The sequence below is a fragment of the Pseudomonas sp. LBUM1662 genome (genome assembly GCF_059695915.1).
This window is the reverse complement of the sequence record NZ_CP166793.1, coordinates 231,945-247,472: the sequence shown is the minus strand read 5'-3', so window position 1 is coordinate 247,472 and position 15,528 is coordinate 231,945. Positions and strand designations below refer to the sequence as shown.

General features: G+C 59.8%; 14 protein-coding genes. 3 read left to right on the top strand and 11 right to left on the bottom strand.

The window, feature by feature from the left end:
• The first annotated feature begins 203 nt into the window (after positions 1–203).
• A complete protein-coding gene (locus ACA049_RS01085) occupies positions 204–1,364 on the top strand; it encodes an AAA family ATPase (protein ID WP_497332459.1) in 1,161 nt (386 codons plus the stop codon).
• 145 nt (positions 1,365–1,509) lie between these two features.
• Here ACA049_RS01085 and ACA049_RS01080 read toward each other — a convergent pair whose 3' ends face one another.
• The 11 genes from ACA049_RS01080 to ACA049_RS01030 form a co-directional block, all read right to left on the bottom strand.
• Positions 1,510–2,373: a transporter substrate-binding domain-containing protein gene (locus ACA049_RS01080; protein ID WP_497296921.1), complete on the bottom strand. Its 864-nt coding sequence runs from the start codon at positions 2,371–2,373 to the stop codon at positions 1,510–1,512.
• Positions 2,370–3,152: an amino acid ABC transporter ATP-binding protein gene (locus ACA049_RS01075; protein WP_497332457.1), complete on the bottom strand. Its 783-nt coding sequence runs from the start codon at positions 3,150–3,152 to the stop codon at positions 2,370–2,372. Before ACA049_RS01075 ends, ACA049_RS01080 begins: the two co-directional genes overlap by 4 nt.
• Entirely contained in the window at positions 3,149–3,808 is a 660-nt protein-coding gene (locus tag ACA049_RS01070; RefSeq protein ID WP_497332455.1) for an amino acid ABC transporter permease, read from the bottom strand. Before ACA049_RS01070 ends, ACA049_RS01075 begins: the two co-directional genes overlap by 4 nt.
• A complete protein-coding gene (locus tag ACA049_RS01065) occupies positions 3,789–4,454 on the bottom strand; it encodes an amino acid ABC transporter permease (RefSeq protein ID WP_497332453.1) in 666 nt (221 codons plus the stop codon). The genes ACA049_RS01070 and ACA049_RS01065 overlap by 20 nt, the downstream gene beginning before the upstream one ends.
• Before the next feature lie 559 nt (positions 4,455–5,013).
• The gene (locus ACA049_RS01060; RefSeq protein ID WP_403107651.1) at positions 5,014–5,796 is read right to left on the bottom strand and encodes a MetQ/NlpA family ABC transporter substrate-binding protein; all 783 of its coding nucleotides are present in this window, start codon (positions 5,794–5,796) and stop codon (positions 5,014–5,016) included.
• A 301-nt stretch (positions 5,797–6,097) separates the two neighbouring features.
• Entirely contained in the window at positions 6,098–7,027 is a 930-nt protein-coding gene (locus tag ACA049_RS01055) for a sigma 54-interacting transcriptional regulator (RefSeq protein WP_497332451.1), read from the bottom strand.
• A 58-nt stretch (positions 7,028–7,085) separates the two neighbouring features.
• A complete protein-coding gene (locus tag ACA049_RS01050; protein WP_497332449.1) occupies positions 7,086–7,667 on the bottom strand; it encodes an alpha/beta hydrolase in 582 nt (193 codons plus the stop codon).
• Between the two features lie 280 nt (positions 7,668–7,947).
• Positions 7,948–8,349, bottom strand: coding sequence for an ExbD/TolR family protein (locus tag ACA049_RS01045; RefSeq protein WP_124360761.1), 402 nt, complete (start codon positions 8,347–8,349; stop codon positions 7,948–7,950).
• A 1-nt stretch (position 8,350) separates the two neighbouring features.
• Entirely contained in the window at positions 8,351–9,076 is a 726-nt protein-coding gene (locus ACA049_RS01040) for a MotA/TolQ/ExbB proton channel family protein (protein WP_497332447.1), read from the bottom strand.
• 44 nt (positions 9,077–9,120) lie between these two features.
• Positions 9,121–9,921, bottom strand: coding sequence for an energy transducer TonB (locus ACA049_RS01035; protein WP_497332445.1), 801 nt, complete (start codon positions 9,919–9,921; stop codon positions 9,121–9,123).
• A 265-nt stretch (positions 9,922–10,186) separates the two neighbouring features.
• Entirely contained in the window at positions 10,187–12,538 is a 2,352-nt protein-coding gene (locus tag ACA049_RS01030; protein WP_497332443.1) for a TonB-dependent receptor, read from the bottom strand.
• A 166-nt stretch (positions 12,539–12,704) separates the two neighbouring features.
• On the opposite strand from ACA049_RS01030, the gene ACA049_RS01025 reads away from it, so the two are divergent.
• Together ACA049_RS01025 and ACA049_RS01020 are read left to right on the top strand one after the other, a co-directional pair.
• Complete coding sequence (locus tag ACA049_RS01025; RefSeq protein WP_497336741.1) at positions 12,705–13,649, top strand: LysR family transcriptional regulator; 945 nt, start codon at positions 12,705–12,707, stop codon at positions 13,647–13,649.
• A 208-nt stretch (positions 13,650–13,857) separates the two neighbouring features.
• Positions 13,858–15,474: an alkaline phosphatase family protein gene (locus ACA049_RS01020; RefSeq protein WP_497332441.1), complete on the top strand. Its 1,617-nt coding sequence runs from the start codon at positions 13,858–13,860 to the stop codon at positions 15,472–15,474.
• The last annotated feature ends 54 nt before the right edge of the window (positions 15,475–15,528 follow it).

The window sequence follows — 15,528 nt, the reverse complement described above, 5'->3', positions numbered from 1 at the left end:
CACCACAATCCTTGTAGCAGCTGGCGAAGCCTGCGTTCGGCTGCGCAGCAGTCGTAAAATCAGCGCTTGCGGTACATCAGGTGCACCGTGCAACCCGGTTTTACGACTGCTACGCAGCCGAACGCAGGCTTCGCCAGCTGCTACAAGATCACGATGTCCCGACAATAAGGCAAACTGGCCGACTACGCAGCAGGAAGCTTCCCATGCTCAAAACCCTCGCGGTGGCCAATTACCGCTCGATCAATAAATTGGTGATTCCGCTGGGTCGGCTGAACCTGATCACCGGTCCCAATGGCAGCGGCAAATCCAACCTGTACCGCGCGTTGCGGCTGCTGGCGGAGACCGCTCAGGGCGGCGTGGTCAATGCGTTGGCCCGTGAGGGCGGGCTGGATTCGACGTTCTGGGCCGGGCCGGAAACCATCACCCGGCGCATGCGCAATGGCGAAGTCCCGATCGAGGCGACCGTGCGCCACGGCGTCAAACGCCTGCGACTGGGGTTTGCCGGTGAGGATTTCAGCTATTCGATCGCCCTGGGTTTGCCGGAGCCGAGTCTGTCCGAGTTTTCCCTGGACCCGGAAATCAAAAAGGAATGCATCTGGAACGGCCCGTTTTACCGCCCGGCCAGCCTTCTGGTGGAACGTAACGGCCCGATGATCCGCGCCCGTGTCGGTCGCGACTGGGACGTGTTGGCCCAGCACACACCGAATTTCGACAGCCTGTTCGATCAAGTCGGCAGCTTTCGGACCTCGCCGGAAGTCATGCAATTACGTGAGTTCATCCGTCGCTGGCGCTTCTACGATCACTTTCGCAGCGATGCCGATGCGCCGGTGCGTCAACCGCAACTTGGCACCCGCACGCCGGTGTTGCACCACGACGGTCGCGACCTCGCTGCCGCGTTGCAGACGATTCGTGAGATCGGCGACCCCGAGGCGTTGCAGTCTGCGATCAGCGACGCGTTCCCCGGTGCGCGACTGAACATCGCGCCGTTGCAGGGCGGGCGGTTTGCGATCGAGTTTTTCCAGGAAGGCTTGCTGCGGCCTTTGTCCGCAGCCGAGTTGTCGGACGGGACCTTGCGTTATTTGCTGCTGGTGGCGGCGCTGCTGACGCCTCGCCCGCCGACGTTGATGGTGCTGAACGAGCCGGAAACCAGTTTGCACCCGGACCTGTTGCCGGCGTTGGCGCGGTTGATTATCCGGGCGTCCGAACAGTGCCAGGTGTGGGTGGTGTCCCATGCGCGGCGGCTGATCTCGGCGTTGCAGGAAGATCCGGAATGCAATTGCATTGTGCTGGAGAAGACATTGGGCCAGACAGGGATTGTCGGGCAGCGGGTGCTGGATGAGCCGGCGTGGCATTGGCCGGACTGAATCAGCGCCGGATAAACCGCTTTCGCGAGCAAGCCCGCTCCCACAGGATTTGGGTCTGGTCACAGAATTTGTGTCCACTGAAGATCACTGTGGGAGCGGGCTTGCTCGCGAAGGCGGCCGTAAGATCACCGCAAAGTTTGAGAACTCACCCCTGCCACTTCCCACCCTCGACAATCACGCTCTCAGGCTTGGTGTCATCGCTCAGCTCTTTACGCACATATTGGTCATACAGCTTGAGCAGATATTTCTCCTCGCCCAGCTTCGCCAACTCAGCATTCACCCAGTCGCGCAGTTCGATATTGCCCTTCTTCACCGCCGGTGCAATCGGTGCTTCAGCACCCAAGGTCTGGCTCAGCACGCGGTAGCCAGGGTTCTGCTTGGCCCAGCTGAACAGCACCAGATTGTCCTGCGCATACGCATCGCCACGGCCATTGGCCAAGGCTTGCAAGGACTCGGAGTTTTTCTCGAACTTCAGCAGTTTCCAGTCCGGGTGATTCTTGGTCAGCCAGATATCGGCCGTGGTGCCCGTAGTCACGATGGTGGTGCGAGTCGCCAGGTCATCGAGGTTTTTCACCGTGCTGGCTTGCGGCACCAGCGCTTGCACCGCGACCTTGAGGTTCGGGTTGGTGAATTCCACCGCTTCCTTGCGCTCCGGGGTGACGGTCATGTTGGCCAGGATCAGGTCGACCTTGTCGCTTTGCAGGAACGGAATCCGACTGGCAGGTTCCACCGCGACGAACTCGACTTTGTTCTCGTCGCCCAGCAGGTCCTTGGCAAATTGACGGCCGATGTCGGTATCGAAACCCACGTAACGCCCGGCCTCATTGACGAAACCAAACGGCGGTTTGTCGGTGAAGACACCGACGATCAGCTTGTCCCGTGCCTTGATTTTTTCCAGGTAGCTGGCGGTGGCCGCAGGCTTGGCGGGCTCTTCGGTTTTGTTGCAACCGGCCAGCAACGCGAGGCCGAGCAGCGGGAGTAGCAGCAGTGAAGTCTTGGCAGTTTTCATAGCAGTTCCAGTTCCTTTGTTTGAGTCGTTTTGGGTAGTGCGGCGACGTAGGAGAACTTCTCCAGGAACTGCTGCGCTCGTGCGGTTTGCGGGTTCGTAAAGAAAATCTCGGGTGGGTTTTGTTCGAGGATTCGCCCGGCATCCATGAACACAATGCGGTCCGCCACGGCGCGGGCGAAGGCCATTTCGTGGGTGACGATCAGCAAGGTCATGCCCTCGCGGGCCAGGCCTTGAATGACTTCCAGCACTTCCTTGACCATTTCCGGGTCGAGGGCGGCGGTGACTTCGTCGAAGAGCATGACGTTGGGGTTCATGCACAGCGAACGGACGATGGCGATGCGTTGCTGCTGACCGCCGGAGAGCTGACGCGGGAAGGCATCGCGCTTGTCCAGCAAGCCCACACGCGCCAGCAAGGCTTCGGCCTGATCGCGGGCTTCGCGACGGTCGCGTTTTTGCACTTTGACCGGGCCAAGCAGCAGGTTGTCGAGCACGCTCATGTGCGGGAACAGGTGATAACTCTGGAACACCATGCCGATCTGCTGGCGCACTTCGCGCCAGTCGGTGCCCTTGTCCAGCAACTCGCGGTCGTTGAATTTCAAGCTGCCGCTGTGCGCGACTTCCAGGCCATTGAGGCAGCGCAGCAAGGTGCTTTTGCCACAGCCGCTGGGGCCGAGGATGACGATCACTTCACCCGACTTCACGTGCAGGTCGATGCCGTCCAGCACTTGCTGCTCGCCGAAAAACTTGTTGAAACCCTTGAACTCGATCAATGCGCTCATGCTTGCGTCCAGCGCCGCTCCAGCACGCGCGAGGCGGCTGACAGCGGGTAGCAGATGAAAAAGAAAAACAGGAACAGCGCGCCGTAGATCAACACGGATTCGTAGGTGCGCTCGATGATTTGCTGGCCGACCTTGATCACGTCCAACACGCCGATCAGCACCGCCAGGGAGCTGGTCTTGATGATGCGCGTGTAGACGTTGATGGTCGGCGGCGTCATGCGTTTCAGTGCCTGGGGCAGCAGCACGTAACCGTAGAGTTGCGGGCCGTTCAGGCCAATCGACAACCCGGCCTCACGCTGCCCGCGGGGCAACGAATGCAACGCGCCACGCACCACTTCGCCGACTTCGCTGGCGCCCCACAGCGACAGCACCAGCACTGCGCACCAGAAGCTCGGAATGCTCAGACCGAAAAAAATCGGCAGGCCAAAAAACAGCAGGTACAGCCACACCAGCACCGGGATCGCCCGGAACAATTCCAGGTAGACCCGAAGGATCGCGTTCAGCCATTTCGAATTCAGCGTGCGCAACACGCCGTAGAGCACGCCGCCAACGGTGCTGATGGCGATGCTCAGAAAAGAGATCGACAAGGTTTGCGCCGCGCCCTTGCCCAGTTGCGGCAACGACACCCAGAGCAATTCAAGACCCGAACTGGCCATGCTGGAGCCTCCTTTCCAGGCGGCTGAGCAGCAGCGACAGCGGCAAAAACAGCAGCACGCAAATCAGCGTCAGTACGGTGAGCATTTCGTAGGTTTTGTAATAGAGCGCGATATAGCTTTTGGTGGTGTAAAGAATTTCCGGCACTGCCACGGCCAAGACCACGGTGGTCTCCTTGAGCAGGAAGATGAAATTGGCGAACAGCGACGGCAGGCTGAGGATCCCGGCTTGCGGCAGGATCACGTAGCGCAGCAATTGCCCGTGGGACAAGCCGATGGAGCGACCGGATTCGAGTTGCGACTGGGGCACCGCATCGACGCCGGCGCGCAGCACTTCGGTGAGGTAAGCACCGCCGAGAAACGTCATGGTGATGATCGCCGCAGCAAACCCCGAGACCTTGATCCCCAGCGCCGGCAAGGCGAAGTACACGAAGAACAGCTGGATCAGCAGCGGCGTGTTGCGCGCCAACTCGACATAGAGCCCGACCAGTCGTTGTAGATACGGTGTGCGAAACACCAGAATCGTTGCGTTGATCAGCGCCACCAGCAGCGAAGTGCCGATAGCGATAAAGCCGACCTGCAGCGTCACGCCCACGGCCTTGAGAAACGCCGGGAGGGTGCTGAGGATAAAAGCGTAATCGAAGTTCATTGAACGTCCTGGACGTCGCGGGGTAAGCGACGGTGGTGCAGTCCATGGGCAGTGGATAACCGCCCGGCAAGCACCGACTTTAAAGGTATAAAAAGAAGAATTTAAATACCGTTAAAGCATATTGATATCACGCAAAAAACTATCCTGCGGATTTGCCGGGGCGAAGGAAGACGACTATTTTCCTTGCAGCTGTAGGAGGGATCTTTTTTTCAAAAAACCCCTCCAAGGACGCACAGCTTTTGGCCAGACTCCCCCGGCCGAACTATCACAAGGAAGAGAAAAATGGCTGACGTGAAAGTGCCACAGCGGTTGGATCCGCAGGAAATCGTGAAATTGTTGATGGCGTTGCGCAGGGCGTTGAAGGCCAGGGTGGCCTGATACCTTGAAAGCAAAAGATCGCAGCCTCGTTGCACTCGACAGCTCCTACATTGGAATGCGTTCCCCTGTAGGAGCTGTCGAGTGCAACGAGGCTGCGATCTTTTGATCTAGACGCATAAAAAAACGCCGACGCTCTATCAGCCGTCGGCGCTCGAAACCTTGAAGGGGTTTACCTCGCGAATCAGAACGCCGGCAGTACCGCGCCGCTGTACTTCTTCTCGATGAATGCTTTCACTTCCGGGCTGGTCAAGGCTTTGGCCAGTTTCTGGATGGCAACGCTGTCCTTGTTGTCCGGACGAGCCACCAGGAAGTTCACGTAAGGCGAATCCGCACCTTCGATGACCAGCGCGTCTTTAGCCGGGTTCAGACCTGCTTCCAGCGCGTAGTTGGTGTTGATCATGTCCAGGTCAACCTGGTCCAGAACGCGCGGCAGCATGGCCGATTCCAGTTCCTTGAACTTGAAGTTGTGCGGGTTCTTGGCGATGTCTTTCGGGGTGGCCAAGGCGTTTTTCGGGTCTTTCAACTCGATCAGGCCAGCCTTCTGCAGCAGGATCAGGGCACGGCCGCTGTTACTGCCTTCGTTCGGAATGGCAATGGTCGCGCCGTCTTTCAGCTCAGCCAGGGATTTGACTTTCTTCGAGTAGCCGCCGAACGGTTCGACGTGTACGCCGATCACGGTCACCAGGTTAGTGCCTTTGCCTTCGTTGAAGCTTTTCAGGTACGGCAGGGTCTGGAAATAGTTGGCGTCCAGACGCTTCTGGTCGACCTGTACGTTCGGCTGAACGTAGTCGGTGAAGACTTTGATTTCCAGGTCCACGCCTTCTTTGGCGAGGGTTGGCTTGATCAGTTCAAGAATCTCAGCGTGTGGAATCGGGGTCGCCGCAACCACCAGTTTCTCGCCAGCCTGGGCCAGGCCCGCAGTCAGGGCAGCCGCCAGTGCGGTGAACAACAGAACCTTTTTCATGCAGTGTCCTTATCGAATATCACGGTCGTCATCGACGACGGCTAATTAGTACGTGTGCCAGTGAAGTGCTATCGCTGGCGTGATGCGGACAATACCGGGATTTTTTATTCCCGAACAATATCTTTTATTCACTTTCATATTCCATTTTGTTCATACAGCTCTAGCCTGCACATTACCCGTAGGAGCGAGGCTTGCCCGCGAAGGCGTCCTTTCTGACCCACCGCGTCATCCGGGTTCGCGAGCAAGCTTCGCTCCTACAGGTAGGGCGTTTTTTCGACAGACCGCGTCGTCTGCTTCGCACCTACAAAAGCCCGGTCTGCTTGAGCAGTTGTTGCAAGGCTTCCTTCTCGACGGCGGAGCCACTTCCAATAATTTGCTTGAGTTGCTGCTCAATCTGCACCAACGACACGGGCACTTCCGGCAGATTCAAATGCTCCGGCAGTATCTCGTCGCCGGTGCTGACCAGCAGCGCGAAGTGAATGACGTTTTCCAGCTCCCGGGTGTTGCCCGGCCAACTGTGCCGCTCCAGAACAATCTGCGCGGCTTCGCTGATCAGCGGCACCGGCAGGTCGAGGCGCTGGCTGTAGATGCCGAGGAAGTATTCGGACAACGAAAGGATATCGCCGACCCGCTCGCGCAACGCCGGCAGTTCGAGCTGGCCTTCGCTGAGGTAGTGATAAAGCCGTTCATGGAATTTCCCGGCCGCCACCGCTTGGGCCAGGTCGATGCTGGTGGCCGCCACCAGGCGCACGTCCACCGGGCTCGGCTGATGAGCGCCAACCCGGGTGACTTCGTGGTTTTCCAGGGCGGCGAGCAATTTGATCTGGATCGGCAGCGGCAAGTCGCCGATCTCATCCAGATAGAGCGTTCCACCGTTGGCCGAACCGAACCAGCCCGCGCGGCTGCTGGCCGCACCGCTGTAGCTGCCGGCGGCGTAACCGAACAGTTCAGCGTCGGCATAGGTCGGGCTGATGGCGCCGCAATTGACCGAGACGAACAACCCGCCGCGATCACTCGCACGATGGATGTGCCGCGCCAGCAGTTCTTTACCGCTGCCAGTCTCGCCACGGATCAACACCGAGATCGAGCGCGGCGCCAGTTGCTCCAGCTCCTGGCGCAACTGACGGGAGCGTGGATCGACAAACACCAGCGCCTTGGCGCGAATGCTCAGGGGGCTTTTTTCGGCGTCGGGGAAGGTCAGCAGTGGCTGGCCGAAGGCTTCAAAACTCATGGCAGACTCCCGCCCAAAACCGCCGGGAGACGGGTAGGCGTTCTAAAAAAATAAAGGTTCAAGCACGTCGCAGGGCGTGATGTTCCATGCGGTTTTGCAGGCGATAGAGATAGGCAAAACCCTGCTCCCAGCGCTGGTGGCCGGACTTCACGTTGATGTGTCCGGCACCCGACAAAATTCCTGCCTCGGCGCCCCAGTTACGGGCCAGCTCAAGGGCTCGCGGCGCACTCACGGCACTGTCGTTGTCGGAGCTGACCACCTGGCTCGGGAACGGCAGCAGGTGGGTTGGAATGGGGGCGAAGTCACGCAGCGCCGGCGAGCAGGCCGGGCGCTCGACGTCCGCCGGCGCGACCAGCAAGGCACCGCGCACCTGACGCAAAAAATGCAGCGGCGCAGTGGCGGCCCAATGGGCGACGGTAATGCAGCCCAGACTGTGCGCAATCAAGATCACCGGCGTGCTGTCGGCGGCAATCGCTTCGGCGAGCGCCGCCACCCAGTCTTCACGACGGGGCGTCAGCCAATCGGCCTGCTCCACGCGCGCGCTGTTCGGCAGACTGTTCTGCCAGTGGCTTTGCCAATGATCTTCCGGCGATCCTTGCCAGCCCGGCACAATCAGGTAGCGAATTGATTCGTTGCGCATGGGGGAACTCTCCTGCTGCGTGTCTGTTCCTGATCGAGTATAGGGAGGAGAGTTATATTCGTTAAGGAATAAGAAGCTATTTATTAAGACCTTAATTGAATATGCACTCGATCTAATGTGGGAGCGGGCTTGCTCGCGAATGCGGTGTGTCAGTCGACATCCATTTCGATTGACACACCGCATTCGCGAGCAAACCCGCTCCCACAGGGGTTTGGTGTTTGCCTGAATAAAAAAAGGGCCGCACCCTGCCAAGGAGACGGCCCCGGAAATCGTAAGTCTGTTAGCGCGCGGTAATCACCGACAACTTGGTAATCCCCGCCCGCTCGATCGAAGCCATGGCCCGCGCCACTTCGCCGTAATTCACGCCGTCATCGGCCTGCAATTGCACCCGCACATCGGGGTCCTTGGCCTTGGCCGCCTGAAGCTTGAATTCCAGCAAGTCCGGCTGGATTTCGTCCTTGTTGATAAACAGTTTTCCAGCCCCGTCGATGCTCACCACCAGCGGGTCTTTCTGTTCCACCGGGGCCACGGCCTCGGTCTTGGGCAGGTTGATCGGAATCGCGTTGGTCAGCAGCGGCGCGGTGACGATAAACACCACCAGCAGCACCAGCATCACGTCCACCAGCGGTGTCACGTTGATCTCGCTCAGCACCTCGTCACTGTCTTGCGTGGAGAAGGCCATATCAGGACGCCTCCTTCACTTTTTGCGTGCTGCCCTGGGTGGCGACTTTGTGTGCCGTCGGGTGGATCAACACGCGGAACGAACTCTTCTGCGCCAGGCTGTAGAAGTCATGGGCGAAGTCATCCAGGTCCGCCGCGGTCAGTTTCAAGCGACGCAAAAAGTAGTTGTAAACCAGCACCGCCGGCACCGCGACGGCGATCCCCACGCCCGTGGCGACCAGTGCCGCACCAATCGGCCCGGCGACGGTTTCAAGGCTTGCCGAACCCGCTGCGCTGATGCCTTTCAACGCTTCCATGATTCCCCACACCGTGCCGAACAAGCCAATGAACGGCGAGGTGCTGCCAATACTCGCGACCACCGCCAGCCCGGTTTCCAGTGAGCGCCGTTCGCGAACAATCTGTTGGCGCAACGCTCGCTCGAGGCGGTCCTGATGATTGATCGCCTGACTCAAATCGGTGGCCTGTGGCGCTTCCCCCACCTGAATCGCCGCATAACCGGCCTGCGCCACCCGTGCCGCTGCACCGGGTTGGGTCTCGCTCAACTCGGCCGCCGAATCGAGACTCGAAGCGGCCCAGAACTGCTGATGAAATTTGCGATCCTGTGCCTTGAGGCGACCAAACTGCACACCCTTGAGCAATGCCAAACCCCAGGTTGCGACGGAAAAAACCACCAGCAGCCAGATCACCGCGCTTTCGATGGACTCAAGTGGAGATGCCAATAACGTCATGGTGAATTCCTCGTGTAAACGTTTCGCGCAATAAAGGTTTCGGTTTAATGAATCTTGAAATCGATGGGCACGCTGACCCAGCCGTCCTGGGCAACTTCACCCTGCTTGGCGGGCACGAAACTCCAACGTTTCACGGCATTTAATGCCGCCTCGTCCAGCGCTTCGCGACCGCTGCTTTTCTGAATCTGGATCTCACCGGGCTTGCCGTTGGCGAGTACATGTACCCGCAGCAACACCGTGCCTTCCCAACCGCGACGCTGGGCCAGCGACGGGTATTCCGGCGCCGGGTTCTTCAGGTATGCAGCGCTGGCCGACGCCGGAGTCACCGGTGCAGGCGCAGGTGGCGCAGGTGGCGCCGGGGCCGCGACCGGCGCTGCGGGTTGTGGCGGCGCGGGCGGTTGCTCGACAGCTTTCGGGGCCGGTTTCGGTATCGGTTTGGCCACCGGCTTGGGTTTGGGAATCGGTTTCGGTGGCGGCGGTTTCACGGCCAGCTCGTCTTGCACCGGAGGCGGCGGTTCGATCACCGGTTGCACCGGTTGCGGCTCGACCACGGGCGGTGCCGGGCGCGAAAACTCGATGGTCATCGGCGGAATTTCCGGTGGCACGATCGGCAACACTTTGGTCGGCTGCTGATTGACCCAATAGATCACCGCGCCGTGCACCAGCAACGCCAGCACACCCAACAGGATTGCCTCACGCCGGCTCAAGATGCCCTTGGGCGCACGCTGCAAACGCAACTGGCCCAAGGGCACGCGGTGCGGCCGGCCGAGGTCGACCAACTCACCGCTCGGTGCCTGGCGCCACAGCACCTGATGCGCACTGGCGGCGGTCTGGACATTGCCCATTGTTTAACTCCCTGCGGTCTCTTTGCGAAAAACCCGAAACGCCGTGCCTGACATCCCCCACACAACGTGTCGGTGGATGAATCATTGGCGCAGACGCTTATCTCTGAAAGTAATCTTTAAGGTTATGTTTAGATCAAAAACGAATACTTAAAATCGCCAGTCCGCTGCAGGCCTTGTCCCATAAGGGCTCCAGGACAAAGCCAGAAAGTGCATGCTTTCCAGGCATTGAAAATATTCGCCGCAAGCATGCTTTTCGGGATCGCCACTAGAAGTCGTAACGACCGGTCACGCCCAACGTTCTCGGGGTGCCCAGCAAACCTTCGTAGCCGCCATTGCCACCGGTCCACAGCGTCGTGTAATAGGTTTTGTCGAAGGCGTTTTTCAGCCACAGCGACACGTCCCACTGACCCTGATTGAAGTCACCGCGCAGACCTGTGGATAAGTTGACCACCGCATAACTCGGGATCTGGCCGAAGTCGGAATCCTCCACCGTGCCCACCGCTTTGGAACGGAAGGCGTAGCTGGCGGTGACGTATTCTTCGAAGCCGTTGCTCAGGTTCCATTTGTATTCGCCGTTGGCGTTGCCGATCCATTTCGAGGCGCCGACCACCTGGTGGCCGCTGAGGTCGCAAGACGCCGGGGCTCCTGGCGCGAGGCTGACTTCGGGTGGGCATGGCGCATCTTTGTACGAGAGGTAGCTGACGTCGTTGTAGGAGCCGTTGATGTTCAATGTCAGGCCGCGCAACGGGATCACCGTGCTCTCGAACTCCACGCCGCGTGAGCGCACGGAGCCGGCGTTGGTGAGGTATTGCACGCGGTTGACGTCATCGTAGGCGTTGGTCTGGTACGCGTTGACCTGGGTCCAGAAGACGTTGGCGTTGAGTTGCAGGCGACGGTCCCACAGCGTGCTTTTGAAACCGAGTTCGGCGTTGTTGGCGCGTTCGGTGCCGATCAGCAGCGAGTCGGCGCCAGCGACGGGCGCAGAGCCGACGCCGAGGTTTACGCCGCCCGACTTCTCGCCGTGGGACAGGGTCGCGTAACCGAGCAGGTCATCGGTGAAGTGGTAGCTGAGGTTCAACAGGCCGGAAGGGCTTGAGCTGTACTGATTCAGATCGCCGGAATCGTAAGCGCCGGTACGGCCGCGTCGCGCGGTGGCTGCCGCGCCGGTCACCGCCGCACCACCCTGCGGCGCATCACGGGTGACCCAGGCATTTTTCTCTTCGTAGGTGCCGCGCACGCCAGCAGTGAAATCCAGACGCGGGTTGAGGTGCCAGGTGCCTTGGGCGAACAGCGCGAAGCTGTTGGTTTCGATATGGCCATGGCCGACGCTGTCGACGTTGGCCAGCGCGCCGCGCGGGGTGCCATTCCAGATGTCCGCTTGCGGTCCGTAATAAGCGAAGGTTTTGTTGTCCAGGTCGGAGCCGAAGTAGTACGCGCCGAGCACGTAGTCGAAGAATTCACCCTTGGGCGACGCCAGGCGGAATTCCTGCGAGTACTGCTTATCCTCCACCGAAACGCCTGCGTTGAAGGTCGCCGGAACGTTCAAACCATCGTCGTTGCGCGGGGTGAAATTCCACCAGCGATAGGAACTGATGGAGGTCAGGGTGAAGTCGCTCGGCAAGGTCCAGTTCGCTTCGACCGACGTTCCGCCCTGGTGCACGGTGACGTGCTGGTCGTTGTCCAGATTGACCTTGCGATGCGTGCCGTTGACCAGCGTCGCACCGGCCGCGTTGGCCCGTGCCTGATAGAGGTTGACGCCATTGATGGTCGGCCCGGTGTTGTACAACACGCGAGTGCCGGCGCTGGAATCCTCTTCGTTGTAGTCGCCGATCCAGCGCAGGCTGAACGACTCGTTCGGCTTGAACAGCAACTGCCCGCGGAAGCCTTCGCGCGATCCGCCGTTCAGGTCATGGCCGTTGAATTCGTTCTTGATGTCTCCGTCGCTGCGGGTGCGATACGCGGAAAAACGTCCGGCGAGTTCATCGTTCAACGGGCCGGAAATCGTGCCCTTGGTCTGGAAGTAACCGTCCTCGCCCACCGAGGTTTCGATGCTGCGTTCAGGCGTGAAAGTCGGTGCGCGGGTGCTGATGTTAATCACCCCGGCGGTGGTGTTTTTGCCGAACAACGTGCCTTGCGGTCCGCGCAGCACTTCGAGCTGTTCGATGTCCATCAGGTCGAACACCGCCATGCCCGGACGGCCGAGGTAAACGTTGTCGATGTACAACCCGACGCTGCCTTCCAGGCCATCGCTCGCCGGGTTGTTACCGAGGCCACGAATCGACACGCTGGACTGGCGCGCATGCATGTAAGCGACGTTGACGCTGGGCACCAGTTGCTGCAGATCCTGGATGCGATAGACCTTTTGCGTTTCCAGCACCTGGCCGCTGACCACGCTCATCGGCGTTGGCACATCCTGCGAACTTTCTTCGCGGCGGCGGGTGGTGACGGTCACGGTTTCCAACTGCGAACTGTCAGCCGTGGTTTTGCCTGCGGGAGGCGCTGCGGGGGTCGCGGTATCAGCCGCGTAAGCCTGGGCGCTCCCCGCCAGCAACATGGCCAGGGGCAGGTGTTTGAGCCGTCTCGGCGATAGGGGTGACGCAAGGTTCAACGGGCTCATTAAGCGGCTCCTGGTCAAAAAACGCACAGCGACTTCTCAGCCCTGCATATTCTTTAAAGTTATTTATTTATGTTTTTACAAAGATTTACTGCATAAGAGATTGCCTTTATAAGGAGTCGACCTAATGCATATCCAATGCATTTCCCCGATATTTTTTATGTTAAAAATGCATATCGATTTGCGCCAGCTCCGCCACTTCATCGCCCTCGCCGAACAGCGCAGCTTTGTCGCGGGCGCCATGGCGGTGAACCTGTCGCAATCGGCGTTCAGCCGCAGCATTCAGGCGCTGGAACACAGCGTCGGATGCCAGTTGGTGGATCGCGGACGCAAGGACCTGGCGCCGACCAAACAAGGCCAGGTGTTGCTCGAACATGCGCGGCGGCTGGTCAGCGGCGCGCAGCAGATGGCCAACGAGATCAGCCAGTTCAATGGCCTGGAAGCCGGAGAGTTGCGCTTCGGCTGCGGGCCGGCACCGGCGGCGGGATTGATCCCGCGAGCCATCGGCAGCTTCATCGGGCGCTACCCGAAAGCGCGGGTGCAGTTTCAGGTGGATGACTGGCAGAGCCTGAGCAAGCGACTGCTGAGCGAGGAGTTCGAATTCTTCGTCGCAGACACTCGCCAATTCGAAGCGGATCCGGATTACCTGACCCAGCGCTTGCGTCCGCGCAAATGGCATTTCTGCTGCCGTGCGGGCCATCCATTGGCCGGTCGCGACAGCGTCAGTGCGCAGGAATTGATGAGCTACCCGATGGCGGTGACCATCCGCCCGCCGAACCTGCGCAAAGTCATCGTCGACCTGAGCGGCCGGCCGGATTTCACGCCGAATGTGGAGTGTGAAAACAGCTACAGCTTGCTGAGCGTGGTGATGCGTTCGGATGCAATCGGGATTGTTGGCGCCTATTCAGATGCGTTGCATAACGCCAAGGGAGAGTTGGTGTGTTTGAAGATCGACGGGCTGGCGGATGATCTGGAGGAGATGTACACCCGTTATGGGATTGTCAGCCGCGCGGGGTATCGGTTATCGCCGCTGGCTGAGGCGATGATTGCGCAGATCAAGGAGGTGGATGCGCAGGATGAGGAAGTGTGTTCGCTGGAGAATCTGGCTGTCTGACAGGGCCTCTTCGCGGGCAAGCCTCGCTCCTACAGGTTCGTGTCGATACGAATATTGGGAACGACACAGACCTGTAGGAGCGAGGCTTGCCCGCGAAGAGGCCCTGACGCCAATGCACCCCCTGCATAAAAACCATTCCCCAAATGCACTTGCGCCACCCCCACTCCACCAGCGAAAACCCTCACCTGTTTCCTAACCGGTGAACCCCATGCCCAACACCCCAAAACCCGTGCGCAACGTGCTGTACATCATGTGCGATCAGCTGCGCCGCGATTACCTGTCCTGCTACGGCCACCCCCATCTGCACACGCCAAACATTGATCGCCTGGCCGCTGCCGGTGTGCGCTTCAGCCGCGCCTACACCCAAGGCACGATCTGCGGGCCGTCGCGGATGTCGGCCTACACCGGGCGCTATGTCAGCAGTCACCAGGTGGCATGGAACGCCGTGCCATTACCGTTGGAAGAGCTGACCCTCGGCGATTACCTTCGGCCTCACGGCATCCGCACCGCGCTGGTCGGCAAGACCCACGCCACGCCCAACCTGGATGCCTTGCAACGGCTGGCCATCGACCCGCTCAGCGAACAGGCCAAGGCACTCAACGAAGTCGGCTTCGAAGCGTACTTTCGCCATGACGGGATCTTCCCCGATGACCCGCTGTTCGACGACAAAAGCGAGTCCGCGCCCTACACCCATTACCTGCGCGACCTCGGTTTCGAAGGCCGCAATCCATGGCACGACTGGGCCAACGCTGCCGAAGGTGAACAGGGCGAAATCCTCAGCGGCTGGCACATGCGCAACGCTCATTTGCCCGCCCGAATTCCCGAACAGCATTCAGAAACCGCCTGCACCACAGACCGCGCCATCGACTTCATTGCCGGGCAAGGCGAACAACCGTGGAGCCTGCACCTGTCGTACATCAAACCCCACTGGCCCTACATCGCCCCGGCGCCGTATCACGCGCTGTACGGCGCTTCACAGGTGGTTGAGCCCATCCGCCCGGCGCCTGGCGAGGAAAGCGATCACCCGGTGTACAACGCGTTTCGTCAGCATGAGGAGAGCCTGAATTTTTCCCGGGACGAGGTGCGCTTGAACGTGATCCCGACCTACATGGGGCTCATCAAACAAGTCGACGATCAGCTTGGGCGGTTGTTCGATTTTCTTGAAAGCAGTGGGCGCTGGGACGACACGTTGATTGTGTTCACCAGCGATCACGGCGACTTTCTCGGCGACCACTATTTGGGCGAGAAAGAGTTTTTGCTGGAGCCGGCGGTGGGCGTTCCGCTGATCGTTCGCGATCCTCGTGTGGACGCGAATATCACGCGGGGTTCGGTGGATGATCGACTGGTGGAAACCATCGATGCGTTGCCGTCGTTTCTTGAAGCGCTTGGGCTGCCCGGCGCTGAGCATCGGCTTGAAGGACGCTCGCTGATTCCACTGCTGCACGGTGTTGAAACCAACTGGCGCCGCTACGCGATCAGCGAATACGACTACGCATTCCAGGCCCCGGCGCGGGAGCGGCTGGCACAACCGATCGACCGTTGCCGCATGACCATGGTCCGCAGCGAGCGCTGGAAATACCTGGCGTATGACGGTTTTCGACCGCAGCTGTTTGATCTGCTGAATGATCCGCAGGAGTTGCGCGATTTGGGGGCTGATCCGGTGTATGCGCAGGTGCGAGAGGAACATGCGGAGTATTTGTTTGAGTGGGTTCGCGGGTTGAAACGCAGGACGACCATTAGCCATCAAGAGATTGATTTACGTGGCCAGCGGTTTCGGTATGGCGAGCCGGAGACCGAGAAGCCAGTTCAAATCGGGGTTTGGTAACCCAAACAAATGTGGGAGCGGGCTTGCTCGCGAAGAGGGCGTGTCAGTCGATAC

Coding starts and splice junctions, on each gene's coding strand:
- ACA049_RS01085 (WP_497332459.1), top strand. CDS start 204: ATGCTCAAAACCCTCGCGGTGGCCAATTACCGCTCGATCAATAAATTG.
- ACA049_RS01080 (WP_497296921.1), bottom strand. CDS start 2,373: ATGAAAACTGCCAAGACTTCACTGCTGCTACTCCCGCTGCTCGGCCTC.
- ACA049_RS01075 (WP_497332457.1), bottom strand. CDS start 3,152: ATGAGCGCATTGATCGAGTTCAAGGGTTTCAACAAGTTTTTCGGCGAG.
- ACA049_RS01070 (WP_497332455.1), bottom strand. CDS start 3,808: ATGGCCAGTTCGGGTCTTGAATTGCTCTGGGTGTCGTTGCCGCAACTG.
- ACA049_RS01065 (WP_497332453.1), bottom strand. CDS start 4,454: ATGAACTTCGATTACGCTTTTATCCTCAGCACCCTCCCGGCGTTTCTC.
- ACA049_RS01060 (WP_403107651.1), bottom strand. CDS start 5,796: ATGAAAAAGGTTCTGTTGTTCACCGCACTGGCGGCTGCCCTGACTGCG.
- ACA049_RS01055 (WP_497332451.1), bottom strand. CDS start 7,027: ATGAGTTTTGAAGCCTTCGGCCAGCCACTGCTGACCTTCCCCGACGCC.
- ACA049_RS01050 (WP_497332449.1), bottom strand. CDS start 7,667: ATGCGCAACGAATCAATTCGCTACCTGATTGTGCCGGGCTGGCAAGGA.
- ACA049_RS01045 (WP_124360761.1), bottom strand. CDS start 8,349: ATGGCCTTCTCCACGCAAGACAGTGACGAGGTGCTGAGCGAGATCAAC.
- ACA049_RS01040 (WP_497332447.1), bottom strand. CDS start 9,076: ATGACGTTATTGGCATCTCCACTTGAGTCCATCGAAAGCGCGGTGATC.
- ACA049_RS01035 (WP_497332445.1), bottom strand. CDS start 9,921: ATGGGCAATGTCCAGACCGCCGCCAGTGCGCATCAGGTGCTGTGGCGC.
- ACA049_RS01030 (WP_497332443.1), bottom strand. CDS start 12,538: ATGAGCCCGTTGAACCTTGCGTCACCCCTATCGCCGAGACGGCTCAAA.
- ACA049_RS01025 (WP_497336741.1), top strand. CDS start 12,705: ATGCATATCGATTTGCGCCAGCTCCGCCACTTCATCGCCCTCGCCGAA.
- ACA049_RS01020 (WP_497332441.1), top strand. CDS start 13,858: ATGCCCAACACCCCAAAACCCGTGCGCAACGTGCTGTACATCATGTGC.